The organism is Williamsia muralis (assembly GCF_002735905.1).
GTDB classification, from domain to species: domain Bacteria; phylum Actinomycetota; class Actinomycetes; order Mycobacteriales; family Mycobacteriaceae; genus Williamsia; species Williamsia muralis_A.
The window spans coordinates 820150-839112 of sequence record NZ_PEBD01000004.1; the positions used below are offsets into that span (position 1 = coordinate 820150).

General features: G+C 64.4%; 14 protein-coding genes. 6 read left to right on the plus strand and 8 right to left on the minus strand.

Annotation, left to right across the window (positions count from 1 at the left end):
- Positions 1-214: 214 nt before the first annotated feature.
- Complete coding sequence (locus CSW57_RS04525) at positions 215-1528, plus strand: uracil-xanthine permease family protein (protein ID WP_099382045.1); 1314 nt, start codon at positions 215-217, stop codon at positions 1526-1528.
- An 18-nt stretch (positions 1529-1546) separates the two neighbouring features.
- Here CSW57_RS04525 and CSW57_RS04530 read toward each other — a convergent pair whose 3' ends face one another.
- A complete protein-coding gene (locus CSW57_RS04530; protein ID WP_099381608.1) occupies positions 1547-3028 on the minus strand; it encodes a glycosyltransferase family 39 protein in 1482 nt (493 codons plus the stop codon).
- Positions 3029-3160: 132 nt separating this feature from the next.
- Here CSW57_RS04530 and CSW57_RS04535 point away from each other — a divergent pair, with 132 nt between their 5' ends.
- From CSW57_RS04535 to CSW57_RS04545, 3 genes are all read left to right on the plus strand, one after another.
- Positions 3161-3874 carry a hypothetical protein gene (locus CSW57_RS04535; protein WP_099381609.1) on the plus strand — a complete coding sequence of 238 codons (714 nt, stop codon included), beginning with the start codon at positions 3161-3163 and terminating at the stop codon, positions 3872-3874.
- Between the two features lie 242 nt (positions 3875-4116).
- The gene (locus CSW57_RS04540; RefSeq protein WP_099381610.1) at positions 4117-4344 is read left to right on the plus strand and encodes a hypothetical protein; all 228 of its coding nucleotides are present in this window, start codon (positions 4117-4119) and stop codon (positions 4342-4344) included.
- Between the two features lie 14 nt (positions 4345-4358).
- Positions 4359-6092 carry an alpha/beta hydrolase gene (locus tag CSW57_RS04545; RefSeq protein WP_099381611.1) on the plus strand — a complete coding sequence of 578 codons (1734 nt, stop codon included), beginning with the start codon at positions 4359-4361 and terminating at the stop codon, positions 6090-6092.
- Between the two features lie 44 nt (positions 6093-6136).
- Here the strand turns inward: CSW57_RS04545 and CSW57_RS04550 are convergent, their stop codons facing one another.
- Positions 6137-9181 carry an MMPL/RND family transporter gene (locus tag CSW57_RS04550; protein ID WP_099381612.1) on the minus strand — a complete coding sequence of 1015 codons (3045 nt, stop codon included), beginning with the start codon at positions 9179-9181 and terminating at the stop codon, positions 6137-6139.
- Between the two features lie 154 nt (positions 9182-9335).
- On the opposite strand from CSW57_RS04550, the gene CSW57_RS04555 reads away from it, so the two are divergent.
- Complete coding sequence (locus CSW57_RS04555) at positions 9336-9827, plus strand: PaaI family thioesterase (protein ID WP_189339161.1); 492 nt, start codon at positions 9336-9338, stop codon at positions 9825-9827.
- Between the two features lie 109 nt (positions 9828-9936).
- Positions 9937-10476, plus strand: a complete 540-nt coding sequence (locus CSW57_RS04560; protein ID WP_099382046.1) for a TetR/AcrR family transcriptional regulator — start codon at positions 9937-9939, stop codon at positions 10474-10476.
- Positions 10477-10506: 30 nt separating this feature from the next.
- Here the strand turns inward: CSW57_RS04560 and CSW57_RS04565 are convergent, their stop codons facing one another.
- From CSW57_RS04565 to CSW57_RS04590, 6 genes are all read right to left on the minus strand, one after another.
- The gene (locus CSW57_RS04565) at positions 10507-12087 is read right to left on the minus strand and encodes an FAD-dependent oxidoreductase (RefSeq protein WP_099381614.1); all 1581 of its coding nucleotides are present in this window, start codon (positions 12085-12087) and stop codon (positions 10507-10509) included.
- Positions 12087-13028 carry an AurF N-oxygenase family protein gene (locus CSW57_RS04570; protein ID WP_099381615.1) on the minus strand — a complete coding sequence of 314 codons (942 nt, stop codon included), beginning with the start codon at positions 13026-13028 and terminating at the stop codon, positions 12087-12089. Before CSW57_RS04570 ends, CSW57_RS04565 begins: the two co-directional genes overlap by 1 nt.
- Before the next feature lie 98 nt (positions 13029-13126).
- Positions 13127-15838 carry a fumarate reductase/succinate dehydrogenase flavoprotein subunit gene (locus CSW57_RS04575; RefSeq protein WP_099381616.1) on the minus strand — a complete coding sequence of 904 codons (2712 nt, stop codon included), beginning with the start codon at positions 15836-15838 and terminating at the stop codon, positions 13127-13129.
- Positions 15839-15846: 8 nt separating this feature from the next.
- The gene (locus tag CSW57_RS04580; protein WP_099381617.1) at positions 15847-16626 is read right to left on the minus strand and encodes an ABC transporter ATP-binding protein; all 780 of its coding nucleotides are present in this window, start codon (positions 16624-16626) and stop codon (positions 15847-15849) included.
- Positions 16623-17480 carry an ABC transporter permease gene (locus CSW57_RS04585; protein WP_099381618.1) on the minus strand — a complete coding sequence of 286 codons (858 nt, stop codon included), beginning with the start codon at positions 17478-17480 and terminating at the stop codon, positions 16623-16625. Before CSW57_RS04585 ends, CSW57_RS04580 begins: the two co-directional genes overlap by 4 nt.
- Positions 17480-18919: an ABC transporter substrate-binding protein gene (locus tag CSW57_RS04590; RefSeq protein WP_099381619.1), complete on the minus strand. Its 1440-nt coding sequence runs from the start codon at positions 18917-18919 to the stop codon at positions 17480-17482. Before CSW57_RS04590 ends, CSW57_RS04585 begins: the two co-directional genes overlap by 1 nt.
- Positions 18920-18963: the final 44 nt, after the last annotated feature.

The following is an 18963-nucleotide window of genomic DNA, read 5'->3' on the forward strand; positions in this document are numbered from 1 at the left end:
GTGTGGCTGGTGTCGGAGGTTTTGGGCCCCGGGTGCGAAGGGGTTGCAGGCGTCGCCCGTGTTTCCTCCGACTTCGTGCAGTTGCTCCGGTTGCAGTCGGAGGGTGTGGCTGCAGTCGGAGGAAGTGGAGTTCGGGACATGAGCCGAGCCGGAAGGCCGCCACTTACCCGGTCAATGCACCGATGCCGCCTGTGGATGCCTCAGACTGATGGCCATGCCGAACGAACATCTCGAGAAGAAGTCGCCGTCGTTCTTCAGCTGGCAGGTGGCCGGTAGCGGGGACGTGGTGGCACCCCATGAACGGCTGACCTGGCCCAGGACTGTAGGCATCGGCCTGCAGCACGTGGTCGCGATGTTCGGTGCGACCTTCCTGGTTCCGGTGATCACAGGGTTCCCGCCTGCGACAACCCTCCTCTTCTCCGGTATCGGCACCATCCTGTTCCTGCTGATCACGCGCAACCGGCTACCGAGCTATCTGGGCTCGAGCTTTGCCATCATCGCGCCCGTCCTCGCCGCGACTGCGTCCAATGGCGAATCGGCAGCGCTCGGCGGCATCGTGGTGGTCGGTGCGCTACTGATCATCATCGGCGTGGTGGTGCAGTACGCCGGCACCGGCTGGATCCAAGCGCTGATGCCCCCGGTGGTGACCGGCACGATTGTCGCTCTGATCGGGCTCAATCTTGCGCCGACAGCCAAGGCGAACTACGAGAAGGACGCCATCACGGCGACCGTGGTGCTCGTTCTGCTGATCGCGTCACTCATCCTGTTCCGGGGACTCCTCGGACGTTTGGCCATCTTCACCAGTGTGGTGCTCGGCTACCTGTTCGCGCTGGCGAGAGACGAGGTGGACACGAGCAAGATCGGTTCGGCCGATTGGGTTGGGCTGCCCGACTTCACCACTCCGACTTTCCACCTCTCGGTGTTGCCGATGTTCCTGCCGGTGGTGCTGGTGCTGGTTGTCGAGAACATCGGGCACGTCAAGTCGATCAACACTATGACCGGTCTCAACTACGACAACCGCATCGGCCGCGCCCTGGCAGCAGACGGTGTTGCCACGGTGCTCGCCGGCAGCGGTGGCGGTTCGGCGACAACAACTTACGCCGAGAACATCGGCGTGATGGCCGCGACGAAGGTCTACTCGACAGCGGCATATTGGGTCGCCGGCGTTGCGGCGATCATCCTCGGAATGTCGCCCAAGGTAGGTGCCGTCATCGCAGCGATCCCGGACGGCGTGCTCGGTGGCGTCACCACCGCGCTCTACGGCCTCGTCGGAATACTCGGCGTACACATCTGGGTGACCAACAAAGTGGACTTCTCCAAACCGGTCAACCAGTTCACCGCGGCCATCGCCCTGGTGATCGGCATTGCCGACTTCTCCTGGGTCGTCGGCGACCTCAGCTTCGGCGGTATCGCACTGGGCGCCGTTGCAGCCCTGCTGATCTACCACGTGATGCGCGTGGTGGGTGGCTGGCGGGGGACCGTGACGGTGGATCCGTCGACCGAGAAGACCGGGCCGACACCCAGCTGACTTACCGGCTCGACTCGGTCAACGCACCGACTTCGTCACCTGACTGATGTTGAACTGCCAGCGTTCGACCACATGGAAGCCCATCCGTGCAGGCACGCGGTAGGCGATGGTCGGGCCGAGGCGGGGCCCTGGGTCCAGTGCGGGACCCGCATCGTGCGCCGGCAAGCTCTTGTCTTTCTCCGAGATGGTCCAGATGACGGTGCAGGCACGAATCTGGGCACGGCGCAGATGGGGTGCCACGTTGGTGTCCCAGAGCAGTCCCCCGGGGCGCGCTTGCTGCCATAGCCCGACATCGATCAGGCCCCGATACGCCTCTGGCCGCGCGGCTAGCAGCGGGCGGATGGGGCCGGGCTCCCACGAGACGGTGTCGTCGAGCAGTAAACAATCGCCGGGCGAAGCCTGCGCTCCGATGAGGTCGGCGACCTGGCTGTAGTCCATCTTGAACTTGGCGTAGTCACCGCGCTGATCGATCCAGTTGGGCGTCGCGGCGATCGCCATGACGACGAGCACAGCGGCGATGGCCGGAGGCTTCTGCGCGATGGCCACCACGCAGGCCCCAATCAGCAGAGCCATCGCAGGCGCAGTGAACGACAAATACCGATCGACGTAGATGGGTTGCGACATCAACGAATACAACAGCAACCCGACGGTGGGAATCACGATCCACACGATCGAGAGCACGACCACAGCACGCATGCCGCCGGTGGCGATCCACTCTCGCCGGGCGACGAACAGCACCACGGCGCTGCCCAGCAGCAGGAAGGCCACCACCGCGAAGGCGATCGAGAAATCGAAGTACTGAGTCAGCAGGACATTGCCGAACACACGCCCGTCGAGAGGGTCGATCCAACTGAGCTGGGTGGATTTGGCCCGCATGAATGCGAGGTAGGGGCTGAGCAGTACCACGGCAAGAACGGTCGACAGCCCCCAGGCACGGAGCTGACTCCGGTTGTTGCCGAGCATGACCAGGGCGATGAGATGAACCGGTACCAGCAATAACAGGTGGATGTTGACAAGAACCGACAACACCACCAGAACCGCATAGAGCAGCCACCAGGACGTGACCCCGCGTCGGATGGCGACGATCAGGACGATGGTCAGCCATGTCGACACCACGATGGCCAGGGCGTAAGGACGAGCCTCGATGCCCGCCAACGTGACCCGTGGCAGGATCGCGAAGACGATGCCGGCGGTCACGCCGACGGCGCGACGCGAGAGCAGTTTGCCGAGCACCACCACGCCCGCACCGGCGACAGCGATCGCGACGGCGCTGGGCAGCCGCGACCACGCCTCCGATTCTGGGAAGACGGCGAACCAGCCATGCATCAGGACGTAGTAGAAGGTGTGGGCCGAGTCGGTGGACGAGACGAGATCGATCAGCTCGGAGATCGAGCGGGTGGACGCCGAGATGGTGGCGGCCTCGTCGTACCAGAAGGACGGATTGCCGATGCCGACGAAACTGACGACAAACGCAAGCACGGCGACGGCGACCGCATCCACGTTCGGGCCGACTCGAAACCTCGACCTACGCGACTCGGCCGGGACCACCGTCTGATCGTTCAGCGCTGTCTCCTCACCGGGCCTGTTGACGCGGTCGAGCGTATCTCAGCAAGATCGCTGTAGCTTCTAGCCATGTCGTTCCTCGAGGGCCTGGTAGACGGCACCAGGCTGCCGATGTTGCTGCTCTTCGCCTCGTTCATGATCACGTTTGTGGTCACCCGGACCATCACCCGCATGATTCGCTCCGGGCGCGGCCCCTTCCACGACAACGTCGCCGGCGGCGTGCACATCCATCACGCTGTCCCCGGGATCATCTCCACGATCGGTGGGGGATTCCTGTCGGTGGCTGTCCACGGTGACTCACCATGGGCTGAGGTCAGTGCGGTGATGATCGGGGTCGGATCGTCACTGGTGCTCGACGAGTTCGCCATGATCCTGCACCTGCAAGACGTCTACTGGTCCGCCGAGGGCCAGCTGTCGGTGCAGGTGGTCGCCCTGACGGGCTCACTCCTCGGACTGGTGCTGCTCGGCATCGATCCCGTTGTGTCGAACGTCGGGACGCCCGGCCACTTTGTCCTGCTCGGCACCATTCCGTTCCACATCCTCTCACTGTTGTTCTGTGTCGAGAAGGGCAAGTACCAGACGGCTGCGATCGGCGCGTTCATTCCTCCCGTGGCCTGGATCGGCGCGTTGCGCCTCGCCAGGCCGAAGTCGAGGTGGGCTCGCAAACGGTATTCCGGCGACAAGCTCGGTCGCGCGCAGCAGCACGAAAGAAAGTTCGACGAGACGTTCGGGCGATGGGGCCTCGACATCGAAGACCTGGTGGCGGGCAAACCGTCGGCGTGACGAGTTCTCTTGCAGGTGCCCTGGCCCGCCACCGATTGACCGCGTTGTGGTCGGGGTGTTCAGAATGCGGCGCAGCCATCCCGTCTGGAACCGTCGAGTTCGAGCCGGCGTCCTAACGCCACTGGGTTCGGGCGAGGTTCGGGGGAACTGTGGGGAATCAATCACATGCTGAGGTCGACACGATCGGCCTTGCGCGGTGGGGTAGGGAAGCGGCGCTTCTGGGCGAAGACCTGGGAGTGGCAATGGAACGATCGGGACGTCATATTGCTCTGTGCGTCAACGGCTTCGGAACCTCGACGCAGGCGGAGTTCGTCGCCTACGTGACAACGCTCGATCGGCGGGCCGGCGAGATGGTGGGTGCGCTGGAAGGGCTCGCCACGGGCCTGGCGGGAGCCGCGGCGTCGTATGGGTCGGTCGATGACTGCGCGGCAGGCACTTTCGAACAATCCTCGACCGGGCTGCGGCTGTAGCGGGCGGCGCAGTCGTGGATCTCACCGACATCGACAACTGGGACACTGCCGCACTCGACGTGCTGGTCGCAGAACTCAACGGCCGCTTCACATCTGTGGTCGACGCCGACGCAATGTTGCGCAAGGTCGCGGCGACTCCTGGGTGGAAAGGCGAAGGAGCAACCGCGGCCGGGGAATCGTTCCGATCCGTGTCCACATCGCTCAACGACGAGGCAGCTGCGTTGGGCGCGGCGTCGGAGTTGGCCCGACAGACGAGTATCGCCGTCGGCGAATTGAAGTCGGCGTTGACGCTCCTTCGCGCCGACGCATCCGATGCAGACATGGTGATCCATCCCCCGCCGACAGTCGATGATGCGTCGCAGATGGCCCCCGCGCACTCGGACCTGACGGGCGAAGAACGGGCAGAGCGGGAGAAGACGAAAAGGCACCTGTTGGTCCGTGCGCGAGCGCTCGTCGTCCAGGCCAAGGACATCGACAACGACACCGCGTCTGTCCTGCGCAAGATCGTGGCCGGCGAGATCGCCTATCCGGAGTTCGGCTCGCTCACAGAGGCGTTCGAGTCCGGCCGGGCAGGTGCATCCCTGACTGCGCCCACCTGGCCGAACATGGACACCAAGTCGCCCGAAGAGGTCGACGCCTGGTGGCGGGCGCTCCCGGAAGCGCAGAAGCAGCAGATGATCGCGGAGTATCCAGGGTTGATCGGAAACCTCGACGGTGTGGACGCTGCCTCGCGCGACGTTGCCAATCGGATCGCGCTGGTGGCGCGGACGCAACGAGTGGAGGCCGAACTCGCCGCGCTCGACAGGGCGTACATCGGCGCCCGGGGTCAGTACGCACTCGCCTCACGATTGGCGGCAAAGCGCGAAGAGCTCGATAGTTTGCGCGCCATCGAAACGGCGCTGAACGGGGACTACCGCGTTGATCACAATGACACCGGAGCGCAAGCGTTCCTACTGACCTTTCAGCCTGACGGGAAAGAGACAAAAGCCGCTGTGGCGGTAGGGGATCCAGACAAAGCGCGCCACGTCAGCGTGACCGTGCCCGGAGTGAACACCGAAGCGAGGTCGATCGGCACCATGACAAGTGAGGCGGGCGCATTGCGCCGCGAAGCACTAGGCATCCTCGCGACCACCGGCGGTGAGGGAGAAGCCGTCTCGACGGTGGCGTGGATCGGGTACGACACCCCCGACGTCAACGACGGTGCCCCGTGGGAAGCACTCGGGGATGGCAAAGCGAAAGCCGGCGCAGACAGCCTCGTCGACTTCACGCGTTCGCTGGGTCTGACCAGCGACCATTCCGAGGCCGAGCAGCACCTTGTACTCAACGGGCACTCCTACGGATCGACGACGGCGTCGCTGGCCATGCAAGCAGGAGCGCATGAGTACGTCGATGACACCGTGTTCTACGGGAGTCCGGGCGTGTACGCGAACACCTCTTCACAATTGGGACTGGAACACGGGCACGCGTACCTGATGAACGACCCCGACGATCGGTGGATCAACCTGGCTGCCAGAGAGGGCATTCACGGACCCAACCCGTTCGCTTCGGACTTCATCCAGTTGTCCACCGACGAGCGAACGACTGCAGACAACGTGCACCGCGACGGCGTGGACAGCCACGGTCAGTATTCGCGGGCGCAGGAGGACCACGGCACTCCAGGTACCCGCGAGAACCCACTGCGTATAAGCGGATACAACCTGGCCGCTGTTCTCGCGGGCCGTCCGGAACTCGCCGACAGGGCTGAGTGATGGACGCTACGCCGAAACGCCCACCACCCAGAAGCGGCGGGTCGTCATACTTTCGCAGGCCACCAGATGCGGTTGCCGATCGCGGCCATTGCGGCCGGTACCAGGACCGACCGAACCACCACTACGTCGAGGATGAGCCCGACACCCACGGTGAAACCGAATTGGAGAAGATTGATCACGGTTGCACTCATGAGGGCAAACATTGTGACAGCGAAAACGACACCGGCCGTGGTGATCACACCACCGGTCGATCCAAAGCCGCGGATGATCCCTCCGATCATCCCGGTCTGGGATTCTTCGCGAATCCTGGATGCAAACAGCATGCTGTAATCCGCGCCGACGGCGACAAGCGCCATGAACGCCAACGGTACGACGGACCAATCGAGATCGATACCCAGCCCGTACTGCCAGAAGAGAATGGACAACCCAACGGTCGCCGCAAACGACAGCAGCACAGTCAAGACCAGGAGCAGTGGCGCGAGAATGCTGCGGAGCAACACGACCAGGATCAGGAACACCGCCAGGATTGCGACCACGGCATACAGTGCGAAGTCTCTGTTGACCTGATCATTCATGTCGGCAGACAACGAGGTCAGACCGGTCGAGCTCACCTCCGCACCGTCGAGAACCGTTCCGGTGGTTGCCGTCCGGGCAGTGTCCGCGATGTGGTGCACCGTGCGAATCGCTTCATGGCCGTACGGGTTGATGCTGCGCACCACGAGCATCCGCGCGGTCTTGCCGTTGGGTGACAGCAAGAGTTTTGTGCCCGCCACAAATCGCGGATCTTCGAGACCCTGTGCAGGAAGGTAGAAACCAGCCCCCGGGCCCGACGTCGTGTCTCGAGCCATCGTCTGTAGGTAGTCTCCGGCTTCGCCGAGCCCGGCGGTGAGTTGCCCGGTGAGCGACACGGTTTTGTCGGTGCCGGCCTTGACCTGGCGAAGCCCTTCGGCCAGCTGTGTCATTCCCGTCGAGAGTTCAGTGATCCCCGCAGTCAGGGCACCCAGCTCAGAACGCAGCTGCTCCGGGGTTTTACCCCCGAGCCCATCGAGAAGAACCTTGACCTGACTCAGCCCGGTCTCGATTTCAGGCAGCAATGCCTGTGCCTTGTCGATGACCTCGCCCGGCACACCCGACAAGTTCACGGCCTGCTGCAACGTCCGTGAGGCTTTCCCGCCCGTGGCCTTGTCGAACAGGCTGAACGCCGACCGCGCCGCCAGGCATGTGGGATCAGCCTGGCACTGTGCGTCGGGCACGGTCATGAGCATGGGGCCGAACACGTCGCCGAGTTGCTCGGTGGCAGCCAGAGTTTCCGCATTGCTCGTGGAAACCGCTGTGACCAAAAGACTCAGCGTGTCGGCAAGGGTTGCAAGTTCGGTGACTCCCTGGGGGAGGGAGAGGCGGCCATCAGAAGCGATCGCCACTATTCGGGACGCGGTGTCCACCGCGTCGAGCACACCACCGGCCAGTCCCACAACCTGACTGGTGCCGTCGACCAAGAGTGGCAACTGTCCCAGCGCGCTGTCGGCGCCGTCGCGAAGTGCAGTCACCCCGGATGCCAGTCGCTGCAACTCCGGTGTGGCCTCGACCATCTGCCGATGGGCATCGTCGAGTCGATTGCCGACCTGGCCCACCTGATATCCGGTGGACGCCTCGGGGATCGGTGAGCCATCGGGTCGAGTGATCGACCGGACATAAGCGATGTCGGGCAACTTCGACACCGACATCGCCACGAGTTCGAGCGCCGCCAGGTCGTTGGTGTTCCGCATGTCGTGGTCGGCCCGGATGATCAGGTACTCGGGCAGGATCTCGTTGACGCCATAGTGTTCGAGCACTTTGTCGTAGCCGCGCGTGGAGTCGTTGGCGTAGAGCTGAACCGACTCTTCGTCGTAACTGACGCGCAACAGGGGAACCATCGCTGCCAACGCGACGAGAACCACCATCGACACCGCCACCAGCGGGCCCGAGTGTCGAATGATCGTCGCACCACGTCGACGCCAGCGACGTTCGGTCGATGCCTTGGGCTCGATGTGACCGCGGCGCCCGGCCACGGCCATCAGCGCCGGTGTGAGCGTCACCGAGATCGCCATCGCCAGCAGCACCCCGATCGCGGTCGGCGGACCTGCCGTCTTGAACATCCCGACCTCGGCGAAGATCATGGCGCCCGCAGCAGCAGCGATCGTCAGGGCCGACGCAACCAGTATCGGGGAGACCCGCGCACTTGCGGTCGCAACGGCCGCGTCCGGATCTTCACCTGCGCGCCTGGCGTCGTGGTAGCCCGCGATCTGGAAGATCGCGTAGTCGGTGCCGGCGCCTAGCACCAGCGCCGTCATGATGGCGATCGAGAAGTTCGAGATCGACATCAGTTCATTCGCGCCGAGGAACGAGACCATGGGCCGCACGGCACCGAGTCCGAAACCGATGGTCGCCAACGGGATCAGGGCGGTGACCAACGAACGGTAGGCGATCAGCAGCATCAAGGTGATGAGTACAACTGACACTCCCGTGATGATGAGCAGCGACAGATCGATGGAGGAAAAAAGATCGGCCAGGGTCGGCGAGGCCCCGGTGTAATAAACCGTCAGCCCGTCGGGCTTGGGTATCGAGTCGATTGTCGAACGAATTTCGACCGTGCTGTGATGCGCGCGCGTGCTGCCGACGTCGCCCTCGGCCACCACCAGGGCGTTGACTGCCTTGCCGTCTGCACTGATCGCGGCAGCGCGGGTGGCAGGATTGCCGTACATGTCCAGTACGTAGGCGACGTTTTCATGGTCGCCGGACAGAACTTCCATCAGCTGTCGGTAATAGTCTTCGTCGGCACTGGTGATCCCACCGTCGTTGGCGAGAGCCACACTGCCCACAGCTGTGGACGCTGGAGCGCCGAAATCCGTCGACATGTCGCGCAACGCGTCGACGGACGGCATGTGTTCGGGCAGGAACGCGGCGGATTTTTCCGACACGGTCTGCTCTATCTGCGGAACTGCCAGGTTCAGCCCGACCACCAACGCAACCCAGAAACCGATCACCCACCACCTGTGGCGTGCGCAGAACGCGCCGGTGGATCGGAAAAAAGCGTTTGGACCGTGTGACATTGCGGAAGGACCTTCTTTATAAGTCAATGACCGTTGTTATGTTGTATGGCATAGTAGAGCACGGAGGACGCCGGATCGGAAGTCCTCGGTGGGGCGACCTGCTCGTCGATCAGCAACAAGGGAGAACAGAGTGGCGCATGACAACTTCGCAGAGATGACCGGTTTGGAAGTCCTGCAGTGGATCAAAAATGCTGATTTGCAGGATGTTCCATCGATCGGTCGGCTGCTGGGCATGAAGTTCACCGAGGTGGATCTGGGTAGGGTCACGGTGGAAGTCACCACCGCGCCTGACTTCGCGAATCCACTCGGGAGCGTCCACGGGGGCATCGCGGCGACCCTGCTCGACTCCGTGATGGGTTGTGCCGTGCACACAACTCTCCCGGCGGGGGTCGGGTATACAACGCTGGAGTTGGGCGTGAACTACATTCGTTCGGTGTCGACGCAGGGCCGCACGCTGACAGCGACGGGCGAGATCATCCACGTGGGCAAAACCGTTGCGACGGCGCAAGGCAAGGTGCACGACGACGAAGGGCGTCTGGTCGCGCATGCGACCACAACATGTCTCATCCTGAACCCGAGGAAGGATTCCGGGCCGGCGACATCGTCTGCCGCGACCACCGCCGTCGGGCCTGACGGACCATCCTGACCGGTCGATCTTGAACTCTGCGTCGTAGCTGTTACGTAGTATCCATTACGACATATGACCGGCTGCGTCGCGGAGGAGAACAGTGGAGCGTCAGGGCACGCGTGAACGGATGCTGATCGGCGCCGTCGAGGTGATGCGTGAGCGTGGAGCCGCCGGTGTCACCGTGGATGCGGTGCTCGAACGCAGCGGATCGCCGCGTGGCTCGGTCTACTACCACTTCCCGCAGGGGCGGCAGCAGATCGTCGCCGAAGCGCTGGACTATGCGGGCACCATCATCAACGGCGTCATCGAATCGGCCGCGAAGCGCGGTTCGATCGCTGCCATCGACACCTTCGTTCGCTGGTGGACCGATCTGCTCGAGACCAGTGACTTTGCCGCGGGATGCCCGGTCGCGGGCGCTGCGGTGGGCGCGGGGCCGGCCGACGCCGAACTGGGGGAGGCGGCAGGACGCTGGTTCAACGCCTGGATGCTCGGGCTCGAACGGGTGATCGTCAACGAGGGTGTGTCACGAGCCCGCGGCAAACGTCTCGCCACACTGACTCTTGCAGCGCTCGAAGGCGCGGTGATGTTGAGCAAGTCGACCAGATCGACAACTCCCCTCAAGCACACGGCGACCGAGTTGAAAGCCCTGCTGAAGACGCTCATCTGAACTCGAGGCCTCGGCAGGACCGACGCTCGCTCAGCGCTTGCGTATCCCCGCCGCCTTCACCATGTCGGGTACAGACGTGAACTTCACCCGTGGGCGGTTGAGCTCTTCGCCTCGCCGCCGTTCGGCGCGGTCGATGGCTCGCACGCCCCGATAACCGATCACCGGAGCCTTGCGTTGTCGGAGCAGTGCGTCGAAGTGCCTCTGGCCGTGCGATCGACCGGACAAAAGTCCCTTTTCCGCGTCGATCAAGAATTTGTCCACCGTCGCTTCGGCGCACACCTTGTTGGCCCCGATGCCACCGGTGGGCCCACGTTTTGCCCAGCCGAGAACGTAGCTGCCCGGGGTGACGTCGCCGTTCGTGTCGAGTAGGCGGCCATCAACATTGGGGAACACCCCGCGTTGCTGGTCGAACGGGAGGCCGGCTATCGGGGTGGAGCGGTAGCCGATTGATCGCACCACGAGGTCTGCGGCGATGACATGGGAGGTGGCGCCGGTACGAACCCGAACACCGCTCACCCAGGACTCGCCGAGAATTTCCTCGGGAGCCGAGTGAAACCGGAACACGATGCGACGAGCATGCGGGTCGGCCACCCCGCTGTCGTCAGAGATGACGGCGGGATCGTTCTCCACCACCACATCAACACCCGGAATGGAGTTCAGCGCTCGGTATTCGGCCGCGGAGTAGGCAGCTCCGGCCTGGTCACGGCGGCCGAGTAGCACGACCTCGCGCACATTCTGGCGCCGCAAGACCTCCAACGCCCGGTCGGCGATGTCGGTGGTCGCGAGAAGGTCGGGAGGCGATACGAGGATCCGGGCCACGTCCAGTGCCACGTTGCCGGTGCCGACAACCACGACGCGTCCGGTGTTGTTGTGGCGCAACACCTGAGCATCGGCGACTGCCGGTGCGGCGTTGTACCAGGCAACCAGGTCGGTGGCCGAGGTCGAGCCGTCGAGGTCCTCACCTGGGATTCCGAGCTGCCGGGAGTCGCTGGCCCCCACCGCGTAGAAGACCGCGTCGAAGTGGTCGGCCAGTTCGGCGGGTGAAATTTGGCCGGCGGCAGCATCTTCGCCGACCTCCACGTTGGTGACCAGGGTGACCCGCGGGTCGCGGTACAGGATGTCGAATCCTCGCAGCACCTTCTTGGTGCCGGGGTGATCAGGTGCCACGCCGGCGCGTACCAGGCCACCGGGGGTGGGCAACTTGTCGATGACCGTGATGTCGGCGGTGGTGCGGTCCAGGAGGCTGCGCAACGCGTAACCTCCGGAGGGGCCGGTTCCGGCCACCGCAATACGCTGACCTGCAGGTAATTTCGGGATGACAGGGTAGGTGATCGGCGTCCACCCGGAGGTCACGTCGGTGTTGTCGCGGTAGTACGACGCGTTGATGTCGATGAACACCTTGTCGCGGGTGCCCAGCTTGTCGGCGGGGTAGATCGCGTCCACGGGGCAGGCGTCGGCGCAGGCGCCGCAGTCGATACAGGCTTCTGGATCAATGTGCAGGATGTCGGAGCTGCCGAACCCGCGTTCCTCCGGTGTCGGGTGAATGCAGTTGACCGGGCACACGGACACGCATGCTGCGTCGCTACAGCAGGTTTGGGTGATGACGAACATCAGAGCATGTGGACTTTGCGATAGACGCGGGCGGCGGGTGTGGTGAGCAGGCCGGCTTCGTCGAGGAAGCTCATCAGGTGTGCGCAGCTGCTCCGGACCATCGAGTGGAAGTGTTCGTTGGATCGGCGGGTGGCAACAGCCCGCTTGGCATCGAGACCGGCGTCGGCGTACGCCTGCGGACGGATCATGCTCGTGAAGATGAACGCGGCAGCGATGGACACCACCAGTGCGCTCCATTGCCGGCGCAACCAGCCCACGCCCTTCATCGCATCCCGGACCTCTTCGCGCGCGAACTTCATGTGCCGCGACTCTTCGAGGACGTGGATCTCGTTGACCGTGCGGATGAACGGGAGCACCTTCTCATCACGCATGCAGCCGCGCTGGAAGACGTCGAGGATCTCTTCTGCCACCAGGATTCCGGTGTACGCGATCTCGGAACGTGCCGTGCGCATGAAGACCTTGCCCATCCATCCGACGAACCTGGACGGGTGGTAGGACTTACCGACCATCTTCTGCGAGGCCTTCGCGAACATGATCGAGTGCCGGCATTCATCGGCAATCTCGGTGAGCGCGAACTGGAACTCCGGGTCGTGGTAATCGCCCAGGTACTGATCCCGGATCACCATCTCCTGCAAGATCATCTCGAACCAGATGCCGATGTTCATGATCGACGCGAACTCGTGGCGGGTCAGTGCCACGCGCTGCGACTCGGTCAGCTCGTCCCAGTAGTCGGTGCCGTACAGCGACGACCACTCGGGACTGCATCCGTATTTGTCCGGGTCCATCGGCTGGTCCCAATCGATCTCGGTCATCGCATTGCGCGAGAGCCGAGCCGCCGAGGCGAGCAGACGCTTGGACACCTCGTCGGTGCCCTGATCGTGCATGCTCACCACGTTGTCGTGGGACGAATCGTGGTGCGCTTGTGCCGCGTTCACAGACATCGGAGAACCTCCACAAACTAAGACAACGGACATTGATACGACAATGTGCGTTGTCACGCTAACACGGAGGTGGTCGCCTGGAAAGGGTCGCGCCGAAATCAGTGCGCGGCGACCACCCGCCGAACCGCGGCACGCACATCGGCATCGGTGTCGTCGGCAGCCGCGTCGAGCACGACTCGCACCTCGGGATCGTCGGACCAGTGGCTGAGTGTGAGGGCGGCGGCCTTGCGCACGTCGTTGTGAGGATCGGTGATCGCCGCCGACAACACTGCGATCGCCGCGGGCCCCGGCGCCGAGACCAGGCCTCGCGCCGCGCCGACCCGCACCTGCCAGGCGGAGTCCTTGAGGGCTTTGACCAGCAGCGGACCGTCCACGGGGGCTTCTCCGAGGCGAGCCATCGCTTCGAATGCAGCCGCTCGCACCAGCGGATCGATGTCCTGGGCAAGAACGCGGACCGCCTCGGCGCCCTTGGTCCCAACGGTCGCGAGCCCCGCGGCAACGGCGATGCGGACCTCTCGGTTGACGTCGCCGACCGACTCGGCGATCACTGCAGATTCGTCCAGTGACACTAGTCCGCGAACGGCCTCGATGCGCACGCGGTGATCGCTGTCGGCGAGCGCGGCGGCGAACGTCTCCGCGGGTGCCGCGCGCAGGGCGCGTAGGAGGTCGAGGACGGTGGCACGCACTGTCGCATCCACCGAGGTGAGCGTCGCGTGGAGGATCGTGATGAACTCATCGGTCGCGTCGAGTACCTCGACCAGCTCTTGCAACCCCTGCGCAGCGAAGCGACGCACCTCAGGCGCCACGTCGCTCAGCGCGCGTGCGATCGCGACATCAAAACCCTCCGGTGTGTTCTCCGTCAGGACCGAGATGGCGGTCTTCCGCACGGTGGCGTCGTCGTCGGCGAGGTACGACTCGAAATCGTCGATACCGGCTGATCCCATCGCGAGCAGTTCAACGATCCGCGGCGAGGCCGCAGCGACCGACTGGCGGTCTTCGACACGCGCGAGCGTACGGACCGGACTCTCCACGCCCGCATGGGCAGGCCCGGTGACCACCTCGGGCTGCTCGATGGCGACGACGGAACGATCGGCGGGCGGGATGTGGTCGAGACCGTCCACCGGTACGAAGTAGGGTTCGACCGGCCGGCCCAGGAACTCCATGTCACCTGCGGCGTTTTTCCGGACGTTGAGGTGGTAGCCCCACCGGTCATCCTGTCGTTCGGGGATGTCGGCCCGCTCGTGATAGAGACCCCACCGACTTTCGGTGCGTGTCAACGAACTCCGCGCCGCCAGCTCGGCGCAGTCGCGGATGAACGAGACCTCGGCGCAACGCATCAGCTCATGCGGTGTGCGCCCGCCCATCTCGTCTATCTCACCGCGCATCCGCTCGAAAGACTCGATGGCGATGGCCAGTTTGTTCGCGGACTTCGGAGGTGCGACGTAGTCGTTGACGAAGCGACGAAGCTTGTATTCCACCTGTGGCTGCGGGGGACCGTCGGGGTGCCTCAGCGGCCGGTAGATCAGGTCGTGTGCCTCCGCGAGCTGGTCGAGTGGCAATGTCGTCGGCATCGCGCGGTCCCGCGCGGTGTCGCTGGCGTGCTGACCGGTGAGCTCGCCGTACACGAAGGCGCCGATCATGTAGTTGTGCGGTACGCATGCCAGATCGCCTGCCGCGTAAAGCCCGTCGACGGTGGTGCGGCCGTTCTCGTCTACCCACACCCCGGATGCGGAATGTCCACTGCACAAGCCGATCTCAGAGATGTGCATCTCGATGTCATGGGTCCGGTAGTCGTGACCGCGGTTGGCGTGGAACGTGCCACGGGTCGGCCGTTCGGTGGTGTGCAGGATTGATTCGAGTGCATCGAGTGTCTCGTCGGGCAGGTGGCTCACTTTGAGATAGATCGGCCCGCGGGCTGATTCGATCTCGGTCTTCACCTCCGCCATCATGTCGCCGGACCAGTAGTCGGAGTCGACGAATCGCTCACCTTCGGCGTTCACCTGGTAACCGCCGAACGGGTTGGCCACGTATGCGCAGGCCGGGCCGTTGTAGTCCTTGATGAGTGGGTTGATCTGGAAGCACTCGATCCCGCTGAGTTCGGCGCCCGCGTGGTAGGCCATCGAGTACCCGTCGCCCGCGTTGGTCGGGTTCTCGTACGTGCCATAGAGATAGCCGGACGCCGGCAGACCTAGCCGCCCGCACGGGCCGGTCGCCAGGATCACCGTCTTGGCGGCGATCTCCACGAATTCGCCGGTGCGCGTGTGCAATGCAGCCGCGCCGACGGCCCGGCCGTTCTCGGTGAGCACGCGCACGGGCATCAGCCGGTTCTCGATGGTGATGTGCTCGCGCATCTCTTTTTTGCGCAGCACTCGGTAGAGGGCCTTCTTGACGTCCTTGCCCTCGGGCATGGGGAGCACGTACGAACCGGAGCGATGAACTCGGCGCACCGCGTACTCACCGTGTTCGTCCTTCTCGAACTTCACGCCGTACTTCTCGAGACGCCCGATCATCGCGAAGCCACGAGTCGCCGTCTGATACACGGTCTTCTGGTTGACGATGCCGTCGTTGGCCCTGGTGATCTCGGCGACGTACGCCTCCGGCGTCGCCTTGCCGGGGATGACGGCGTTGTTCACGCCATCCATACCCATGGCAAGCGCACCCGAGTGCCGCACGTGCGCCTTGTCCAGCAGCAACACCGATGCGCCGTTCTCCGCGGCGGTCAGGGCAGCCATCGTCCCGGCGGTGCCGCCGCCGATCACCAAGACGTCGCATTCCCGGCGATCGCGGTCAGCTATGTTCGGGATGTCCATGTGGTCCTTCAGTTCTCGAGTGCGGCGGTGATCCGCGCACGCAGTTGGGCGGTCGCTGTGGCATCCCGGTGGTCGGGGTCACGCGGACGCGGCACATCGACGATGTCGCGGACCGGGCGTCCGGCGCGCCCGAACACCACAACCCGGTCGCCGAGCAGCAGCGCCTCGTCCACGTCGTGGGTCACGAACACCACGGTCGCGGGATGCGATGCCAGCGTGTCGATCAGCAACGCCTGCATGGTCGACCGGGTCTGGGCGTCGAGCGCGCCGAACGGCTCGTCCATCAGCACCGCCCTCGGTGCACCGGCCAGTCCGCGGGCGAGTTGGACTCGCTGACGCATACCGCCCGAGAGCGACTTCGGGAGGTAGTCGGCGAAATCGGCCAGCCCGATCTCGTCCATCCACCGCTCCGCCTGAGCCTTGCGGTCTCGACGCGGCACCCCGCGGAGGGTGAGCGCAAGCATGATGTTGCCGCGCACGGTGCGCCACGGGTGCAGGGCGTCGTCCTGGAAGACCATGGCCCGATCACGCGAGGTCTTGCGTACGGGCTCCGCGTCGGCGAGCACTCGGCCACCCGATACGGGCAACAGTCCGGCAATCGCCCGCAGCACAGTGGATTTGCCACATCCCGACGGGCCTGTGAGGACCAGGATCTCACCCGGTTCGATGGTCAGGTCGAGTCCGTCCACCACGGCGTCGCCGCCGTAGTCGAGTCGTACATCGTCGAGTTCGAGACGAAGACCGGTTGTCGGGATCAGGGCGGTAGCGGAGTTGATGGTGCTGGTCATCGGGTCTCCTGAGCTCGGGGAAGCCACCGGGTCATTCGGCGGCCGATCAACTCGATGCCGCCCGAGGTGAGGGCGCCGAGGATGCCGATGGTGAGCATGCCGACAAACACCTGTGGGTAGTCCACCACCGTGTACGCCTGCCACGTGCGGTAACCCACACCGAGCCGGCCGGAGATCATCTCGGCCGAGATGAGGCAGATCCACGCCACGCCGATGCCCACCGACAGTCCACTGAAGACGCCGGGGGCGATGCCGGGCAACACCACTCGCAGGATCACGTCGCGCTTGCGTCCGCCCATGGTGAGGACGGAATCTTCCCAGATGGTCGGCAGAGCACGCACCGCGTGCCGGGTGGCCACCGAGATCGGGAAGAACGCGGCGACGAAGGTGATGAACACCATGCCGGCTTCGTCGGTCGGCAGTACCAAAATCGCCACCGGCACCAGGGCGATGGCGGGGATGGGACGCAGGACCTCGGTGAGGGTGCCAACGGTGTTGGTGGCAATACTAGAGCGCCCCAACAGGATTCCGGCCGGAACGCCGACGCCGACGGCGAGTGCGAAACCGGCGCCGATCCGGATCAGCGACTGGCCCAGGTCGAGGTAGTACTCCTCGGTGCCCAGACTCGTCCAGAATGCCTGCGCGATGTCGGTGACCGACGGCACCGTGTCGAACCGGGCCCACAGGACGACGTCGGCGGTGGTCAAGAACTGCCAGAGTCCCGCAGCGGCGACGAGGACCAGGATGCGAAGTGGCCAGACGGTCAGCCAGTGTGTTCTGCTCCGGGCAGACTTCGGTGCTGTCGCTGAACGTGTCTGGATGTCCAGCGCCGGGGTGACGGTGGCGGTGGCCATCAGATGACCTCCGCGACAGCCTGATCGTACGACGCCGGCACAGCCCCGGGATGGGTCTTGATGTATTCGTTGGCGCTGTCCTGGGTGGTGAACGGCACGAACTGTGTTCCGTCCCGCAGCCACACCGCCTTGTCGGCAAACCATCGGGTTCCGAGCAGCGGGTCCGAGATATACGCTGCACGAACAGATTCGCCTTGCGACTGGGCCTGCCGAATTGCTTTGAGCAGGCACGTCGGTCCGGCCGCCGGCTGCGTGTTGTCGCTGCCGTCGAGCCACAGTTCTGCTGCATCGGCCGGGTCGACGTCGGTGTTGCACACCGGGTCACGGCCACGGATCTGCGACGCATTCTGCGTGGATGCCAGTGACTCTGCGTAGTTCTGACCGGCCGCGGTGAATGCCTGCTCAAGGGGTGCGGTGTTCACAAACGTGTTGAGGTCGAGCTCGTGTTCGAAGCTGCCGATCGACTTGAGGTAGGGCTGGTCGCCCCGAAGTGCCTCCACCAGTTGCGGTTTGACTGCAGGGTTGAAGTCGGTGCCGCCGGGGCCGTTGTAGAGGTACACCACTTCGGCGGGCAGGCCACTGTCCTCGGCGACCAGGTTCGCGGCGGCGAGCGGATCGTCGATCAGGGACTTGGTGGAGTCGAGTTGCGCCCGCAAGAAGGCGGACACCACATCCGGGTGCTCATCAGCGAACGCCGAGCGGGCGACAACACCGTGCAGCGTGGGAACACCGAGCTGGGCGCCGTCGTACAGAAGCCGCGCTTTGTCCTGGAACACCAGCAGACCCGGCCAGGCGACGAACTGAGCCAGCGCATCGACCTTGTTCGACTCGAGCGCAGACGCGCCGACCTGGGGCTGCTGATTCTGCACGTTGACGGCGTCGTTGGGGTTGATGCCGATGCGGTCGAGCGCCTGGACCAGGGTGCCGTGTCCAGCCGAGCCCACGCTGGCCGAGACGCTCTTGCCGCGCAGATCAGCAATGGTCGTCGCATCTGAATCAGGTGAGACCACAACCATGTTCAGTGAGCCCTTGGGGCTCGAACCGGTGACCGACAACATCTCGGTGCGTGTTGCGTCATTGGCGTTCGCCCGCGACCCGTTGATGAGCATCGGGTAGTCACCCATCGACCCGATGTCGATCTTGCCTGCGATCATTCCGGTGGTGATCGGAGCGCCGGTGTCGTAGTCCTGCCATTCGACGCTGTACTTCTGGCCGGTCCGCTCGGTCACCTCCTCCAAGCGTTTCTCGAAGTCTCCCTCGGCGCGCAGCAGGGTCCCGGCCGTCACGGTGTTGATGGTTTTGGACTGGTACCCGACGACCACCCGAACGGCGTCGCCGTCATCGGAACTGTCCAGCGAACAGGCCGCCGACGTCAGCACGATCGCAGCAGCGGTGAACAGGGTGCCGAATCGGGCACGTCGAGACACGGTTGATCTCATCGAGTATTCCTTGGTGAGCGAAAGGGTGGAGTGCGAAAGGTGTT

Coding starts and splice junctions, on each gene's coding strand:
- CSW57_RS04550 (WP_099381612.1), bottom strand. CDS start 9,181: ATGTCACACGGTCCAAACGCTTTTTTCCGATCCACCGGCGCGTTCTGC.
- CSW57_RS04525 (WP_099382045.1), top strand. CDS start 215: ATGCCGAACGAACATCTCGAGAAGAAGTCGCCGTCGTTCTTCAGCTGG.
- CSW57_RS04555 (WP_189339161.1), top strand. CDS start 9,336: ATGACCGGTTTGGAAGTCCTGCAGTGGATCAAAAATGCTGATTTGCAG.
- CSW57_RS04535 (WP_099381609.1), top strand. CDS start 3,161: ATGTCGTTCCTCGAGGGCCTGGTAGACGGCACCAGGCTGCCGATGTTG.
- CSW57_RS04590 (WP_099381619.1), bottom strand. CDS start 18,919: ATGAGATCAACCGTGTCTCGACGTGCCCGATTCGGCACCCTGTTCACC.
- CSW57_RS04560 (WP_099382046.1), top strand. CDS start 9,937: ATGCTGATCGGCGCCGTCGAGGTGATGCGTGAGCGTGGAGCCGCCGGT.
- CSW57_RS04570 (WP_099381615.1), bottom strand. CDS start 13,028: ATGTCTGTGAACGCGGCACAAGCGCACCACGATTCGTCCCACGACAAC.
- CSW57_RS04580 (WP_099381617.1), bottom strand. CDS start 16,626: ATGACCAGCACCATCAACTCCGCTACCGCCCTGATCCCGACAACCGGT.
- CSW57_RS04540 (WP_099381610.1), top strand. CDS start 4,117: ATGGAACGATCGGGACGTCATATTGCTCTGTGCGTCAACGGCTTCGGA.
- CSW57_RS04575 (WP_099381616.1), bottom strand. CDS start 15,838: ATGGACATCCCGAACATAGCTGACCGCGATCGCCGGGAATGCGACGTC.
- CSW57_RS04585 (WP_099381618.1), bottom strand. CDS start 17,480: ATGGCCACCGCCACCGTCACCCCGGCGCTGGACATCCAGACACGTTCA.
- CSW57_RS04565 (WP_099381614.1), bottom strand. CDS start 12,087: ATGTTCGTCATCACCCAAACCTGCTGTAGCGACGCAGCATGCGTGTCC.